General features: G+C 43.2%; 13 protein-coding genes and 3 tRNA genes. 6 read left to right on the forward strand and 10 right to left on the reverse strand.

Annotated elements, in window-relative coordinates:
• Nucleotides 1–278 precede the first annotated feature (278 nt).
• Nucleotides 279–695 (forward strand): hypothetical protein, encoded by a 417-nt coding sequence (locus D1614_RS22660; RefSeq protein ID WP_119440288.1) that lies wholly within the window; start codon nucleotides 279–281, stop codon nucleotides 693–695.
• 756 nt (nucleotides 696–1451) lie between these two features.
• On the opposite strand, the gene D1614_RS22665 is transcribed toward D1614_RS22660, so the two are convergent.
• The 3 genes from D1614_RS22665 to D1614_RS22675 all read right to left on the reverse strand — a co-directional run bounded on the left by D1614_RS22665 (nucleotide 1452) and on the right by D1614_RS22675 (nucleotide 5013).
• Entirely contained in the window at nucleotides 1452–2120 is a 669-nt protein-coding gene (locus D1614_RS22665; RefSeq protein WP_119440289.1) for a 3-keto-disaccharide hydrolase, read from the reverse strand.
• Between the two features lie 30 nt (nucleotides 2121–2150).
• Nucleotides 2151–3467: an SO_0444 family Cu/Zn efflux transporter gene (locus D1614_RS22670; protein WP_194086721.1), complete on the reverse strand. Its 1317-nt coding sequence runs from the start codon at nucleotides 3465–3467 to the stop codon at nucleotides 2151–2153.
• 142 nt (nucleotides 3468–3609) lie between these two features.
• On the reverse strand, nucleotides 3610–5013 hold the full coding sequence (locus tag D1614_RS22675; RefSeq protein ID WP_119440291.1) for an NfeD family protein: 1404 nt from the start codon (nucleotides 5011–5013) through the stop codon (nucleotides 3610–3612).
• Between the two features lie 294 nt (nucleotides 5014–5307).
• On the opposite strand from D1614_RS22675, the gene purB reads away from it, so the two are divergent.
• Complete coding sequence (gene purB / locus D1614_RS22680) at nucleotides 5308–6654, forward strand: adenylosuccinate lyase (protein WP_119440292.1); 1347 nt, start codon at nucleotides 5308–5310, stop codon at nucleotides 6652–6654.
• Nucleotides 6655–6789: 135 nt separating this feature from the next.
• A complete protein-coding gene (locus D1614_RS22685; protein WP_241558153.1) occupies nucleotides 6790–8592 on the forward strand; it encodes an ABC transporter ATP-binding protein in 1803 nt (600 codons plus the stop codon).
• Nucleotides 8593–8797: 205 nt separating this feature from the next.
• On the opposite strand, the gene D1614_RS22690 is transcribed toward D1614_RS22685, so the two are convergent.
• The 3 genes from D1614_RS22690 to D1614_RS22700 all read right to left on the reverse strand — a co-directional run bounded on the left by D1614_RS22690 (nucleotide 8798) and on the right by D1614_RS22700 (nucleotide 9986).
• Nucleotides 8798–9520, reverse strand: a complete 723-nt coding sequence (locus D1614_RS22690; protein WP_119440294.1) for a (Fe-S)-binding protein — start codon at nucleotides 9518–9520, stop codon at nucleotides 8798–8800.
• A 104-nt stretch (nucleotides 9521–9624) separates the two neighbouring features.
• Nucleotides 9625–9697, reverse strand: a tRNA-Trp gene (locus D1614_RS22695).
• Between the two features lie 204 nt (nucleotides 9698–9901).
• A tRNA-Ser gene (locus tag D1614_RS22700) sits at nucleotides 9902–9986 on the reverse strand.
• A gap of 284 nt (nucleotides 9987–10270) precedes the next feature.
• On the opposite strand from D1614_RS22700, the gene D1614_RS22705 reads away from it, so the two are divergent.
• Nucleotides 10271–10543 carry an HU family DNA-binding protein gene (locus D1614_RS22705; protein ID WP_119440295.1) on the forward strand — a complete coding sequence of 91 codons (273 nt, stop codon included), beginning with the start codon at nucleotides 10271–10273 and terminating at the stop codon, nucleotides 10541–10543.
• 206 nt (nucleotides 10544–10749) lie between these two features.
• Nucleotides 10750–11427: a TrmH family RNA methyltransferase gene (locus tag D1614_RS22710; RefSeq protein ID WP_119440296.1), complete on the forward strand. Its 678-nt coding sequence runs from the start codon at nucleotides 10750–10752 to the stop codon at nucleotides 11425–11427.
• A 106-nt stretch (nucleotides 11428–11533) separates the two neighbouring features.
• Here D1614_RS22710 and D1614_RS22715 read toward each other — a convergent pair whose 3' ends face one another.
• From D1614_RS22715 to D1614_RS22730, 4 genes are all read right to left on the reverse strand, one after another.
• The gene (locus tag D1614_RS22715) at nucleotides 11534–12724 is read right to left on the reverse strand and encodes a glycosyltransferase family 2 protein (protein WP_206610127.1); all 1191 of its coding nucleotides are present in this window, start codon (nucleotides 12722–12724) and stop codon (nucleotides 11534–11536) included.
• Nucleotides 12721–13923 (reverse strand): glycosyltransferase family 4 protein, encoded by a 1203-nt coding sequence (locus D1614_RS25985; protein WP_175579299.1) that lies wholly within the window; start codon nucleotides 13921–13923, stop codon nucleotides 12721–12723. Before D1614_RS25985 ends, D1614_RS22715 begins: the two co-directional genes overlap by 4 nt.
• 4 nt (nucleotides 13924–13927) lie before the next feature.
• Nucleotides 13928–15409 (reverse strand): LptF/LptG family permease, encoded by a 1482-nt coding sequence (locus D1614_RS22725; RefSeq protein ID WP_119440297.1) that lies wholly within the window; start codon nucleotides 15407–15409, stop codon nucleotides 13928–13930.
• Between the two features lie 122 nt (nucleotides 15410–15531).
• The gene (locus D1614_RS22730) at nucleotides 15532–15912 is read right to left on the reverse strand and encodes an START-like domain-containing protein (RefSeq protein ID WP_119440324.1); all 381 of its coding nucleotides are present in this window, start codon (nucleotides 15910–15912) and stop codon (nucleotides 15532–15534) included.
• 192 nt (nucleotides 15913–16104) lie between these two features.
• On the opposite strand from D1614_RS22730, the gene D1614_RS22735 reads away from it, so the two are divergent.
• A tRNA-Met gene (locus tag D1614_RS22735) sits at nucleotides 16105–16178 on the forward strand.
• The last annotated feature ends 21 nt before the right edge of the window (nucleotides 16179–16199 follow it).

The following is a 16199-nucleotide window of genomic DNA, read 5'->3' on the forward strand; positions in this document are numbered from 1 at the left end:
AATGAAAGATAACTGCTTACTCTCCGGGATTATGCTAAATTTGTTAACAAAACCTGGTGAGTTGTGCAACAGGCACAATACATATAAGTCATGTGGGGTTTAGGTGATTAGCGAAGGGTGGTGGTTTCATTTTGTCCGCCCATTGCTTTTAAATCGACACTTTCTTATTAATTTAGCCTATTGAAAAGCAATGAGCTAAGTGAGGTTTTTGAGAGGTCGGACTATTTCAATCCCCACACGCCTCATATGCGGTCCGTTAACAAACGTAAAAACCACAGATGAAACTTGAAGCAATTATATTTATATCCCCCTTATTGATTAATTTTATTTTGCTTTTTGCGAGAAAAAAGAAATGGACAAGAACCAAAGCTAAATGGTTGTTTGTAATCGTTCTGTTTGTAATTGGATTAGTTGCGTTTCAAAATCCTAATTATTTTGATTTTAGAATTCCAAGAATAGTAAGTTGGTCAATCATGACACCATTAATATTTAGCATTCTTGACTTCCTGATAATGCGATTGAGTTATAGCATTCAAAATAGAGATTTATATTTATGGGTACGAGGTTCTGAGGACATTGATAACTCTAGATTTAGTGGTGGAAATCATGTAAGAGGTAGTGATAGAGTTTTATCTTTAATTCTTTTGTTTTCTGTAATATTATTGCCGTTTGTTGGCATGTTGATTTTTAAATAAAATCCTGCTTACACCGACCGCGCTCGCGCCGGGATGCAATCGGTGGGCAATTCGATAGAACTGAAAAAGGCAGCTTTCAGCCGTTGGCTGAGATACGGATTACAGCAGGCAGAAATCTGCACCAGCGACGTTCTGTGAAAAGGAGGAGAATAAGAAACAGAGAATAAGGAATAAGGAATAAAAAAGTATCGGAAGCTGAATAAATTGAGCCAATATTTCCTGATTTCTTATTCCTTATTCCATGTTGCGTATTAAAATCGTTCCGATTCCCTGCTCGCGCCTCCCGATAGCCATCGGGAGGCAATCGGTGGGCAATTCGATAGAATTGAAGAGCCAGCTTTCAGCCGTTGGCTGTGATGCGGATTACAGCAGGCAGGAATCCACACCAGCGACGTTCTGTGAAAAATAGGAGAATAAGAAACAGAGAATAAGGAATAACGAATAAAAAAGTATCGGAAGCTGACTAAATTGAGCCAATATTTCCTGATTTCTTATTCCTTATTCCATGTTGCGTATTAAAATCGTTCCGATTCTCTTCAATCCGGATAAGACCATCATGATTCCGGGGAATCACCAACAGAAATGAAAGTTAAGATGGATACTTCTATCCGAGATTTGTTTTTTATGCAGAATATCCAATGTAGAATTCCCAATATTCAATTTTCCGGATTTTGTTGGATATTTTACATTCAAAATTGAGAATTGGATATTTTTTAAACTTGACTTTCAGAAAAAAAAGAAGCATATAAAAGGTCGTTATTTCCGGGGAAGCACTCTAAACCACACGTTTCGAATTTCAGAAGTTGTCATCCAGGTACTGATTCCCAATGGTCGGGAAAGCGATACTTCGGGGCGGATGCCCAGTTCGTGGCCGGGATAGAAAAAGTCGACAAGCGTTTCACCGTTAATTTGGGCCACAATGGTTGAATCGTTCACCTGCAGGTTGATCTTGTACCAAACGTTGGGTTCAAATTTTTGCAGCACTTTGGTTTCATTGTCCGAAGCATCGGCGCCATCCACCGTACTCAGCCCCACAACCGGTCCTCCCCAGCCGCCAACAATCAGCGAACAAAACTGCTCGTTAACCGGAAATGTCAATCCGCAAAAGAAATCGTTCCCCAAAGTTTTCCGGGCCTCCAGTTCAACTTCGTAATTTACCACCGGGAATTCATTTAACCAGTTGATTCCACTGCAACCGTCCCCCATATTGATCACGATCTTTCCCTCAGAAACTTTTACTGGTCCCTGAGTGCCGAAGTTTGTTACCTCCCACCCTTCGAGTGTTTTACCATCGAACAGGGCAGTGCTTCCTTCCGGAATTTCCTGTGGATAATCTTTGGATGCTTCTTTGGGATCGGCCTTCTTACCCGATGAGCAAGCGACCAGGAACAAGCTGAAAAGTACGGGAATCAGATATATTTTCATGGTACTGTCAGAAATGATTTCCCAACAAAATTAACCAATATATCTATACCCCAACTGCTCAATCGTTTCCTTTACTTTGTCCATTTTGTAGCCGGACCCAAAAATCTTCACGGTGTTGTGGCTGTTATCCGCCATCACCGATTTAATTCCCCGGATGGATTCCAGGTTTCTTTTTACGCTGGCTTCGCAATGCGAGCAGGTCATTCCTTCCACGTTAATGGTTACGCCTTCCATTGCTTTCATGCCTTGCTTTTTTCTGAATTTCTGGTAGAAATAACCGCCGATTATCGAGCCTGTCAAAAGAACAGCCGAAGCCAGCTCGAGCCAGTGTGGTAACATGGAATGCTCGCTGCCATCGCCGTGAATGTGCATTACTTTGCTTAAAATCAGGTCGGCCGGAATCAACCAGTTGGTTAGCAATCCGAATACAATGGCACCCCCGATAATCGTTCCCAGGTAAACCGCCAGCGATCGTTTGCCCATTGTTTTGCCAAGCACCGTCATGGTAGCCACATTGGTAGCAGGTCCGGCCATCAGGAAAACCAGGGCAGCACCCGGCGAAACACCTTTCATCAGCAACACCGCGGCGACCGGGATGGAGCCGGTAGCACAAATATAAATGGGCACCGAAGCAGCCAGAATCACTAATATTTCAACGATTCCCCACCCTTGGAAACGCGTAAAGAAATCGTCGGGCAACAACACCGAAATCAGTGCAGCCAGCATAAAACCGATCACCAGCCATTTGGCAATATCCTGCAGCAATTCAACAAAAGCATAATCGGCAGCCCGCACCAGCGACGGACGATGATCCTCTTCTTTTTCGTCGTGACAACCGCACGAGGCATCGTTACAGCTTTCTGCGCCACTTACCGCCTTCGTATCTATTTTGAAGGAAGCAAAAGGCGACGCTGCCACCTGTGGCTTTGGTTTTTCCTTTACAAAAACATTGGTAAGCACACCGCCCACCACACCGGTTACAAAGGCCACCAAAGGCCTTAAAATTGCAAACGGCCAGCCCAGCATGGAGTAGGTGGCAAAGATGGAATCGACCCCGGTTTGAGGCGTCGAAATCAGGAATGAATTAGTAGCCCCTTTCGAAGCTCCGTCTTTGTAAAACGATATTCCGGTGGGGATTACACCACACGAACACAGCGGCATCGGAATCCCCAGCAGGGAAGCATTCAAAGCCGATTTGAAATTTCGTTTCCCCAGGTATTTATCGATGTGTTTCTGCGGAAAATAAACCTTTAACAAACCGGCAAAGATCAAGCCCAGCAATAACCAGGGAGCCATTTCCAGCACCAGAAACCACAATTCAGTAAAATAGTTTGCAATGTATTCCATCATAACACTTATTAAAACAACGCAGAAGTTACGTTGTTTGGCACAGCACAAAATAACGGAGAATGCCAGTCCTGAATGTTATAGAATTATTGGAATTTTTATCAGTTTTTTGGTTCTGATGCACTTTCGGATTGAGTATACCTTACGAATTGCCTTCCTCCCTCTCCACATAAATTTGGGTGGCCTCCACCCGCGTAACCACTACTTTTTCTCCGCGGTCGATAAAACCGGTTTCGGCAACCGCATCATAAACCTCGGCATCGATCAAAACTTTTCCTCCCGGGCGAAGCACTGTTTGTGCCGTTCCGCTTTTTCCAGTCAATGCCAGCATGGCCGGTTCGATACTGATGTAGCCTTCGTTGGCATGCTGAACCGTGTTTAACGCGAAGTTTTTAAACATCCCTTTCTCGGCTGTAAACATTTTCCTGCCGAGATAAAGCGAAATGATAAATCCGCCAAATACACCCAGAACAACAGTTGTGATGGCTACTCCTACCCTGCGCATTTCCACGCCTTCAAAATCAAAATGAATATTGTCGATCAAACTCAATACAAGTCCGGCAAACATCAGCAAAACTCCCAGAGCCCCGGCCACGCCAAAGCCGGGCAAGGCAAAAATCTCGATCGCGACCAGGATCACTCCCACTATAAACACAGCAATTTCCCAGTGGGCAGCCAGCCCTTCGAGGTAAAGCGGCGCAAAGTACACGATTGCTGCCAGCACCGCAATCCCCAGCGGAAATCCGATACCCGGCGTTTGCATTTCGAAATAAATCCCCCCGATAATCGCCATGATCAGCAATCCAGAAACCATTGGGTGAACCAGGAAACCAATAATCCTCTCGAGCCACGAGGGTTCATATTCCACCAGTGTATAATCTTCCACTCCCTCCTGGTGCAATACTTCATCAACGCTCTCGGCAATGCCTTCGCAATAACCATTTTCCATGGCTTCCATCGGGGTAAAGGTCAGCACATTTCCGGTATCCGATATTCCTTCGATAAAGATCCGTTCATCCACCATGGCTTCTGCAATTTTGGGATCGCGAAACCACTTAATAATCGTATCGTTACCGGCCGTTATCACGGTGTCTTTCCCATGAGCTTCTGCGGTGGAGCGCATGGTAGAGCGCATGTAGCTTTGGTATTTGTCGGGCATGGCAGCCCCGGTTTGATTCACCACCGTTGCAGCGCCAATGCTTCCGCCCGGCCGCATGTAAATCCGGTCGCAGGCAATGGAGATAAGTGCACCTGCCGATGCTGCATTGTTGTCGATAAACACATACACCGGAATTTTGCTCTGCAATATCATCGTACGAATGGAATCAGCATCCACCACTGTTCCTCCGTAAGTATTCATGTGAATTAAAAAAATGTCGGCTTTTAGCGAATCGGCCGCTTCAAATGCCTGTGCCACCTGCCGACGTGTTCCCGGTGAAATATCCTGTTTGATGTTCAGTTTATACACCAGTTTTTTCTGGGTTTCCTGTGCAAACACCACAATCGACAGCAAGAGAAGAAGTAAAAGCCCGTATCGTTTCATCATTGTATTAATATTTTGGTCGTTGGATCATTCACTGACTTTCAAACAGATACACCGCAAAAGTTGAACAGCTTATCATCCTTTTTACGAAGTTAGAAATTATCATCGATTCAGAAGCGATGAACTCTTGAATAAAATAGAAAACAAGCCAATAAACAGTCCCCTGAGTCTTTTCTCCGGAAGCCCAATTCCCGGAGTATTGGATTGATCAGTAAGTGAGAATGTTAAATCCTTCGGGTATCAATATGTGTACTTGACCGAAATTGTTAAATTTGCGACCTAATCATTCAAAAGAAAATGGAATTATCTGCATTAACAGCAATTTCCCCGGTTGACGGGAGGTACAGAGATAAAGTGGAAGGGTTAAACAAATATTTCAGTGAGTTTGCCTTGATAAAATACCGCTTATTAACCGAAATCGAATATTTCATCGCTCTTTGTGAAATACCGCTTCCGCAACTGGCAGATATTCCTGCCGGTAAGCTGGACCAGCTGCGTGAATTACACAAAAACTTTTCGCTGGAAGATGCACAGCGCATTAAATCGATTGAAAGCGTTACCAACCACGATGTTAAGGCAGTTGAATATTTTATTAAAGAAGAATTCGACAAGCTGAACCTGGGTAAATACAAAGAGTTTATCCATTTTGCACTTACCTCGCAGGATGCCAACAACACAGCACTTCCCAAATCCATTCAGGATGCACTGGAAGAAGAATACTACCCGCTTTTACAGGAGTTGATTGAGAAACTGCTGACCATGGCAAACGATTGGAAAGACATTCCCATGCTGGCTAAAACCCACGGGCAACCGGCATCGCCAACTAAAGTCGGAAAAGAATTCAAGGTTTTTATTGAGCGGATCATGGTGCAACTGGTACACCTGAAATCGATTGCCATTGATGCAAAATTTGGAGGTGCCACCGGTAATTTCAATGCACATTATGTGGCTTATCCCGACATTAACTGGGAAGACTTTGCCAACAGCTTTTTGAAAGAAAAACTGGGTTTACACCGTTCGCAATACACCACCCAGATTTCGCATTACGATAACCACAGCGCTATTTTCGACGCACTGAAGCGCATTAACAATATTATCCTCGATCTGGACCGTGACATTTGGTCGTATGTTTCGATGAACTACTTCAAGCAAAAAATCAAAAAAGGAGAAGTGGGTTCGTCAACCATGCCGCACAAGGTAAACCCGATCGATTTTGAAAACTCGGAAGGTAACATTGGCATTGCCAACGCAGGCTTTGAGCAACTGGCGCAAAAACTTCCGGTTTCACGCTTGCAGCGCGACCTTACCGATTCTACCGTTACGCGTTTTATCGGCGTTCCGTTTGGGCACACCATTATTGCCATTAAATCAACCTTAAAAGGCTTGAACAAATTGCTGCTGAACGAAGCGGCTATTCAAAAAGACCTGGAAGACAACTGGGCAGTGGTAGCTGAAGCCATTCAAACCATTCTGCGCCGCGAGTTTTTCCCCAATCCGTATGAAGCGCTGAAAGACCTGACGCGCAAAAACGAAGTGATCAACAAAGAAGCCATTCACAATTTTATTGACACACTGAACGTTAGTGATTCAGTTAAAGAGGAATTAAAAGCGATAACACCGCAGAACTATACGGGTATTTTTTAATCCCGGCAATCAAGATAAGAGAACAGGAGCGGTGAGAACTTTTTCGCTGCTCTGTTTTTTAAAACAATAATTAGAAGATCTCATTTTTGTAGCTGCAACTTCTGGCTTTATCATATGAAAGAATTCTTTAAACTCATGAAACGATTTGTGCCACCGTATAAGTGGAACGTCGTTATGAATATCATCTACAATATTTTAGGCGCTGTTTTCGGAGCCTTCTCTTTTGCCATGCTTATTCCGGCTTTGAAGATTCTTTTCAGAACAGAAGAAATCGTCACCGAAAAAACAGAGCTGACCCTGTCGATGGATTCAATCACCGACAATTTTAATTTCTATATGAGCCGGTTAATTGCAGAGCAAGGCGAACAGCGGGCCTTGGTATTAATCGGCATTATTCTGATTGTTGCTACTTTGCTAAAAGTAGGATTCACCTACCTGGCCGATTTTGTATTAATTGCGCTACGCAACGGCGTTGTTTACGATATACGTTCACTGATCTATAAGAAAATCATTGGCCTTCCGCTGGGTTATTTCTCGGATGAACGGAAAGGCGATATTATGGCGCGCATCACCAGCGATGTACAGGAGGTCGAAAACTCGATTGCCAATTCACTGGGGATGATGATTAAAAACCCAATCCTGATCATCGTTTTTTTAAGCGTTATGATTTACATGAGCTGGTCGCTCACTTTGTTTGTATTTATTATGTTGCCCGTAACCGGGATAATCATCGGGCGAATCGGACGTAGTCTGAAAAAAGTATCCACCAAAGGACAGGACAAACTGGGCGAAATTCTTTCCATTATTGAAGAAGACCTGTCGGGATTACGCATCATCAAATCGTTTAATGCCGAAGATAAGGCCATCGGACGGTTTCAGACTGAAAACGGGAATTACCGCTCAATTATGAATCGCCTGATGTGGCGCCGCAACCTGGCACATCCAGCCAGCGAATTTTTAGGAACCATTGTAATTGTTGTGGTTCTGTGGTATGGTGGTAGTATTATTCTGGGAGAAGGAAAGTCATCGCTTTCTGCCGCTGAATTTATTGGCTACCTCGTATTTTTCTACGGAATTATCAACCCGGCCAAAGCATTTTCAACCGCCCTTTACAGTGTTGAAAAAGGATTGGCCTCAATGCACCGGATCGATCACGTTTTAGCCGCTGAAGTAACCATTAAAGACAAGCCCGGGGCGCAGGATATTAAATCGTTTAATAATAAAATCGCTTATAAGAACGTAAGTTTCTCGTACGACAAGGCAGAGGTACTTTCGAATGTTTCGCTGGAAATTGAAAAAGGAAAAACCGTTGCCCTCGTGGGTTCTTCCGGCAGTGGAAAAACCACCATGGTTGATCTTCTTCCGCGTTTTTGGGATATAACGGAAGGTACCATTGAAATTGACGGAATTGACATCCGCGACCTGAAACTGAAATCGTTGCGCAACCTGATCGGAAACGTAAACCAGGAACCCATTTTATTCAACGATACCATCTTTAATAACATTGCTTTTGGAGTAGAGAACGCCACCAAAGAAGAAGTGGAAAAAGCTGCCAGAATTGCCAATGCCCACGATTTTATCATGGCTTCCGAAAATGGGTACGACACCCGTATCGGTGACCGTGGCGACAAGCTGTCGGGCGGCCAAAAGCAACGTTTATCCATTGCCCGTGCCATTTTGCGTAATCCTCCGATTTTAATCCTGGATGAAGCAACTTCAGCACTCGATACCGAATCGGAAAAACTGGTACAGGAAGCGCTGGAAAACCTGATGAAGAACCGAACTTCACTGGTGATAGCACACCGGCTTTCAACCATTAAAAATGCCAATATGATTTGTGTATTGCACGAAGGGAAAATAGTGGAACAGGGAACACACGAAGAACTACTGAAGCTGGACGGCCGCTACACCCGTTTGCACAAAATGCAGATGTTTTAAAAGCAGCTACGAGCCGTAAGCTGTGAGCTGCGAGCTATTGTCAAACTGAGAAATTGCAATATTGTTAAATTGTAAGACTCCTCGTATTCCTTTGTTTTCACAAAAAACTGAAAACTGTGACTGCTTACTGCGGCTAACACTTCATTTTTCAAGTAAAAAGCCTTAATGCGCTTACAAGTTCATCTGCGGGGAAGAGCGTTTGTTTTTACCAGCCGGTGGCCAGCACGTCAACCAAATGAATGGTTTTGATGGGAAGATTCTGTTTACGAATGTAGGCGTCCATGTTCATTAAACAGGAAGCCTCGGTAGAAACAATGTACTCGGCCCCGGTTTTTAGAGCATTCTCGACCTTTTGCTCGGTCATCGCCGAAGAAATATGATGAAATTTGGCTGCAAACGTTCCCCCAAAACCACAACAGGTTTCCAGGTTTTCCATTTCAACCAAGTCCAAACCCTTTACTTTTTCCAGAAGTTGGCGCGGCTCCGATCTAATACCATATTCCCTTAATCCCGCACACGAATCGTGAAAAGTAACTTTATGATTAAAAACGGCACCAACTTCCGAAATCTGCAAATGATTGATCATAAAATCAGAAAATTCAAAGATTCGTTTTTTTAATGCCTTTGATTTCTCCAAGTTAACTTCGTCTTCGGCAAAAAGTTTATGATAATAATTGCGGACAAATCCGGTACACGAAGCAGAAGGAGCCACCACAATTTCGGCTTCATCAAAATCCTGGATAAATTTTCGCGCCACTGTGCGGGCTTCATTCCAGTAACCACTATTAAAAGCAGGCTGCCCGCAACAGGTTTGTTCCGGACTATATTTTACTTCACATCCTGCTTTTTCAAGCACTTTTACAAAGCTCCACGCAGTATCAGGATAAAACTGATCGATAAAACACGGAATAAAGACATCGACACGCATACTGGCTATTTTGGCATGAAATTACACTAAAGAATGAAGAACAGAAAAGAGTTTCATTGAAATACTTAAAACAAAAAAAGCGAGGCTTTTCAACCTCGCTTTTGCACGGGAGGAGAGACTCGAACTCCCGACACCTGGTTTTGGAGACCAGTGCTCTACCAACTGAGCTACACCCGTATGTTTTATTAAAGAACAACGCTTTTATTTAGCGTCTGCAAATATAATCATTCATTCCAAATTACCTAAGCTGCCCGGAGAAAATATCTGCTGAAATTGATACAATTTCGAACCCTTTTCTCTGTCATGAACCGCCCTCAGGTAAAAAGTTATTAACAGTATGTCAAATAAAAAATCCACCAGTTATTCCGGTGGATTTTTCTGCGGAGAGAGAGGGATTCGAACCCCCGGTACCTCTCGGTACAACGGTTTTCAAGACCGCCGCAATCGACCACTCTGCCATCTCTCCGGATGCGGTGCAAAAGTAGATTAATTTTTTAAACCGCAAAAAGTTTTTCGTCAAATTTTTCAGGAAGTGCTGAAAAAAAAAGGGTTTTAGGGTTTGGTTTTTTAAAACTAATTTCTGAATTTAGCTAAGCTTTAGTTAAAGCACTCTGAAAGTATTGATTTTACTGATGTTTGGACGTACCGATATCAATATCTCAGAAAAAACTAAGATTTAAATTAGAATTAACTACAATAACTAAGTACTTTAATTTCAATCACTTAATTAATTATTTTAAATTTTGCCTTATGAATAAAGCACAATTAATTGACGCAATGGCCGAAAAAGCAGGCCTTAGCAAAGCCGACGCAAAAAAAGCATTAGACGCTTTTATTGATGCAACAACTGACGCTCTTAAAGGCGGTGACAGAGTTGCTCTCGTTGGATTTGGCTCATTATCTATCTCTGAACGTGGTGCCAGAACAGGTAGAAACCCACAAACTGGTAAAGAAATTACAATTCCTGCTAAAAAGGTAGTTAAATTCAAAGCTGGTGCTGAATTAGCTGACGCAGTGTCATAACATACACTACAGGCAAAGAAACTTGAAGGGAGGCATTTTGCTTCCCTTTTTTATTGTTCCTTTGCAGCACAATTAATTTTAAAGCAAATCCAGTTTCACATAAGAAACCATTTGCTGACTGTTCACGAGCTTCGTTTTTCATTCATCAACCTATAATTATGTAATGAAAAAATTTGATGTTCGTTTGTGACACAAGAAAACCAAAGATGGACAAAAAACTACTTGAATACTTATCCGGATATATTACCCCTCAACGACTGGAACTCTACAATAAAGTACTGGCTACCCGAACCAGGTACCTTACCGTTGTGCTGGAAGACATTTTTCAGGCACAGAATGCCAGCGCTGTTTTGCGTACCTGCGACTGTTTTGGCGTACAGGATGTACACATTATTGAGAACCGGAATGAGTTTAAAGTAAACCGCGAGATTGCCATGGGCTCCTCGAAATGGCTGACAATGAAAAAATACAATGGCGCTGAAAACGGAAACCTGGAAGTGATCCGAAAACTAAAAGCTGAAAACTACCGGATTGTTGCCACCACGCCGCATTTAAACGATCAGGAACTACCTGATTTCGATCTATCCAAAGGGAAAACTGCCCTGGTGTTTGGATCAGAGCTACCGGGTATTACCGACAGCATTATCAACGAAGCCGATGAGTTTCTGAAAATCCCCATGTATGGTTTTACCGAAAGTTTCAATATTTCGGTTTCAGCAGCTATTATACTTCATCATCTCACCCTTAAAATGCGTCAGGATAATAATATTGACTGGCGTTTGAGCGAGCAGGAAAGCGATGAGATAAAGCTGGAATGGATCCGGAAAGGCATTAAACGGCCCGACCTGCTCGAAAAAAGATTTCTGAAAGGCAATATTTCGTAGGATAAGGAAAATGGGAAAAGGAAAAAGTTAGAAGGTTGCAAACAAAAGTATTAACGGCAAAAAATATTACAACCGCATTAAACGACCTGATAAATATGCCTGACGCCTATCTGGCGCGTTTTGATTTTTCCCAGTTTACTGACTGCCGTCCTTTGAGGTAACGCATTACACCGCGAATCCCGGCATAGTTGATCATTACAAAATAGTAAGGTGCAAAAAATAGTTTTACCCGCATTCTCTTGTTCTCAAAATACCACCCCAGCAAAGCAATAGTGTAGCATACCAACTGAACCCAAAACACAAGAGCATAGAAATTGGCAGGGCTCCAGTTGTCCTGTTTTATCACCAACAACAGATTTACCCAGGGCAGTACAAACAAAGCAAGAGGCGTAATCGTCCAGCGTAAAACCTTGTGCGAAAAATATTGCCACGAAAGAATGCCATATTTGAACGGATTCATCAGCCCTTTTAAACGAAAAATAGTCTGCACTCCGCCTGCTGCAATCCGTATTTTTCGTTTTAACTCTTCGTGCACATTTAACGAAGCCGTTTCTTCAGCAAAAGCATTGGGTGCGTAGGCAATCTTATATCCCTTCATGGCAATACGCAGCGAAATAATAAAATCGTCGAGCAAGGTATCGGTTTCCACTTCTTCAAAAAGCCTGGTCCGAATGGCAAACAACTCGCCAACTGCCCCCACTGCCGAGTTCAGTTCCGAATCGTTTTGTTTGATCCACGATTCCAATTTCCAGTATAGCCCCTCTCCTGCTCCGGCGGCGGTTTCCGAATCATTTTCGATGATCCTTTTCTCGCCGGCCACACATCCCACATTTTCGTCGCTAAACCGCTTTACTATTTCCCGGATCGAATTCTCGCCAAGCAAGGTATTTGTATCCGAAAAAATAACAAGCGGTGCTTTTACGAATTTCATTCCCCGGTTCATGGCGTGCATTTTCCCGCGTCTTTCAGGCAGATGATAGACTTCCAGCTCGGGATACGCCTTCAGCAAATCAGGTGTTCCGTCGTCCGAACCATCTGTTACCCATACATATTGTATTTTCTCTTTGGGATAATCAAGTGCAAATGAATTCTCTATTTTCTGCCGGATATAATCCTTTTCGTTGTAGGCAGTTACGAACAAACACACCTCGGGTTCAAAAGAATCCTTGTACCGACTTTTTTTATGCGGGGAAATTATATGCTTAATTTTTACCAGCAACCACAACACCAAACCATAACCCAGGTATGTATAAAACAGAATGAATAACAGTCCCCAGAACAAAATGGTCAGCATCATTTAATGTATTGTTTATAAAAATCAATGAGTTTACTGGCAGCAGCTAAGTTATCAAATTTTTCGTGTATAAAGCCGATGGCATTTCGTCCGATGCTATCAAACAGGTCCTTGTCTTCAACCAGTTTCGACACAGCTTCTACAAATTGCTCAGCTGTTTCTGCAATCATAATGTGCTTGTCTTTTTCCACTTCAATACCTTCGGCTCCAATTGGCGTAGAAACAATGCTTTTTCCGAGCGCCATCCCTTCGATGATTTTCACCCGCATACCGGATCCGGAAAAAAGCGGCACTACCATAATCGCCTTTGAATTCATGAATTCATACGCATCGGCAATTTCACCTAAAAACTGAACGTTAGGCTGATCAAATTTCTTTGCCATCCAGGCCGGTGCATTTCTTCCGGCCACATAAAACTTTAGATCCGGGTATTTTTTGTGGATAGCCGGCCAACACTCCTGTACAAACCAAAGCAATCCTTCCTGGTTGGGGCCCCACTCCATCGATCCGATATGAAAAAGCGAGGGATACTCGAGGTTACGCGCATTGGGAAACAACACCGAACTATCAATCCCGGTTTGCGAAACCATCGAAGGTTTGCGGTTGCCCATTCCGTAAAGGATGGATTCGTCGCGTTGTGTAATCGGCACCAACACATCGTAGTTGTTTAACAGGCGGGCCTCAAACTTACGGATTCTGATAGCCAGGTTTCTCAGGTAAAATTTCTTGAGGCCCTGACTTATCTCGGCCGACCTGGCCCAAATCTCGTGTTCGATATTGTGTGCCCGGTAAACGATCAATGCTTTCGAAAATTCGCGGATCAAAGAAATATACGGACACACGTATAAACCTTCCAACTGGATAATGTCGAATTCCTTTTCAGTAAGCAGCCGTATTAATTCGGTTGAGAAATTGTCAGCAATAAAGCGGCTTGCATTGTAAGGTTGCTGCGAAAAAAGGAGGTTCACAACCGCTTTGATGGCACTGATTCTTGCCGGAACATCTACCAGCCTGAATTCAGCCAGGTTTTTAATGCTTTCCGGAATCTCGTCCAGCGTAATGTGGTGTTTTACCGTATTCATCGATAAAACAGTCACATCGTGACCAAGCAGGGAAAAACCCTTTGTCAGATTCATACAGGCGATGGCACCACCGTCCTTGGTAGGATAAGGCACTTTATTGGTTACCTGTAATATTCTCATGGCACTACTCTTTCTTTTCTTTTTTTGAAATTAGCTTCGACAAGCCCAGCTTGCTAAACAACTTCGTATAAGTTTCGCTTGACATAATCGAAGAATCGGTAACCGCTTTGTAGGTCAGCCAAACTCCGAGCGGTAAAAAGATAAACGACGAAAACCACATTCCGCCAAACATCGACCACACATCTTCCCGCGCCGATTTCTCGCCGGTCATGGAGATGATATAATAGAGGATGAACATAAGAATTGAAACGATTACCGGCATTCCCAATCCTCCTTTCCGGATAATCGCCCCCAGTGGTGCACCGATAAAAAAGAAGATCAATACAGCTACTGACAGCGTAAATTTCCGATGCCGTTCCATTTTATACTTGTTCAGCCACTTTTTCCGGCTGTACAGCTGGCTTTCGTACATGTTAATATTTTGCGTTACACTCCGCGCATTTTGCAGCGCAATACCCGCAATTTCGGCCTGCACCCATTTATCTCGGCCGGTGAAGAAAGTATCAAAATCGAAAATGGAGTCTGCCACCGGCACATCGGCTTCTATCTTTAGCGAGTCGTGCCGTTGCACCAGGTTGTGCATTTTCCGGGCAATGGTAGCATTCAGGTTGATTTGTACCATGTATTTGCTCAACTGCGAATAGTATTCGTCAGAAAGCGTGTCTTCCATCGCCTGAAGCTCTGTAATCGACAACATGCTATACTTGTTTCGGAAAAGATCTTCGTCTTTGCGGTTAAAATCAAAACCACGCACTTTAACCCGGATGATCTGCTCATCAAACGAATCGCGCCGGAAGCCGTTATTGTCGCTCCCCTTGGTACTTTGCGATTTGTCTTCGGCATAGTTTACTCCGTGAAACAAGTTCAACACCATATACTGTTTGTCTTCGGTGATCCGTAACATTCCCGAGTCGGCCACAGTAACACTTTCGTTTACTTTTCCTGAGGTATGATCGTAAATCAGCAAATCGTACAACATTTTGGTTTTGCTGTCTTTTCGGCCCACTTTAATGCTGTAGCCATCCATTTCGTTGGTAAATACTCCCGACTGCAACACCAACTCCGGGCGCTGCTGTTTTACACTGTACATGAGGGTTTGAAACCGAAGATTTGTTTTGGGAATGATGTTGTTTGAGAAATAAAAAGCAGAAAATGTTACCAGCACTGCGATAACCATTAAAGGTTTCATGATGCGAAAAAGCGAAATTCCCGCCGACTTCATGGCCACCAGTTCGTAGTTCTCACCCAACGAACCAAAGGTCATTATCGATGCCAGAAGCATGGCCAGCGGAAAGGCCAGTGGCAACAGGGCAAAACCGGCGTAGAACATCATCTCGCCCAAAACGTCGAATTCAAGTCCTTTTCCTACCAGGTCGTCAACGTATTTCCAAAGAAACTGCATCAATAAAACGAACAGCACGATGAAAAAGGTCATAATAAAAGGACCAACGAAAGACTTTATAATGTATAAATGTAAGCGCTTCATTAATTTGATTTCTGCACAAGAAACGTGTACAAAGCTAAGTTATTTTAGCATTTGGGAAAGGGAAAAGAGTTAAGATTCCTTACGATTTCCTAAAAAATAAGAAACGGAAACAGCCGGACAAATCAGGAACCAACCAAATGTTTGAGATCTGAAACCTGGGTCTCCCACAAATTCTTTGTTTCTTCCTCTTCGCCCTCTTCTGCAAAATCAGTAATCAGCAGCGAAACATCTCCGGTCAGTTCATCCTGGGTTATACGAAACTCAAAGTAAGTTCCCTCTTCTTCATCCACCCAGCTAAAACGTACCAACCTGTTTTCTTTTTGCAGGGTCATTTCTGCCGTTTGTTCTGTTTTATCCCAGATGAAAGTAAATTTTTTCCCCTTTATGCGTACATCATCAGCAAACCACTCGGAAAGTCCAGAGGCTGTGCTCAGCCTGTTATACAGAACTTTGGGAGAGCAGTTAATGAGGAATTCAATTTGTATTTTAGTTTTGTCTGGCATTCGTTTGATTTTCGGCAATATATATATTATGAACGGAACTAACAAACTCGAATTTCCGGCCGGATAAAGTTCTTTTTAAAAAAATGAGAAAATCTGGAGGTAAATAAAAATAAATACTATATTTGCACCGCGAAATTCAAAACCGGTTAGCGTACCGGAGCAGTCGAAAAGACAGAAATTAGCAATAAAAATGGCGAGGTAGCTCAGCTGGTTAGAGCGCATGATTCATAATCATGAGGTCGGCGGTTCAAGCCCGCCTCTCGCTACTGAAAATGAAGCAGTTAAGA

Origin of the sequence: Maribellus luteus, from assembly GCF_003576475.1 — a bacterium.
GTDB classification, from domain to species: Bacteria; Bacteroidota; Bacteroidia; order Bacteroidales; family Prolixibacteraceae; genus Draconibacterium; species Draconibacterium luteum.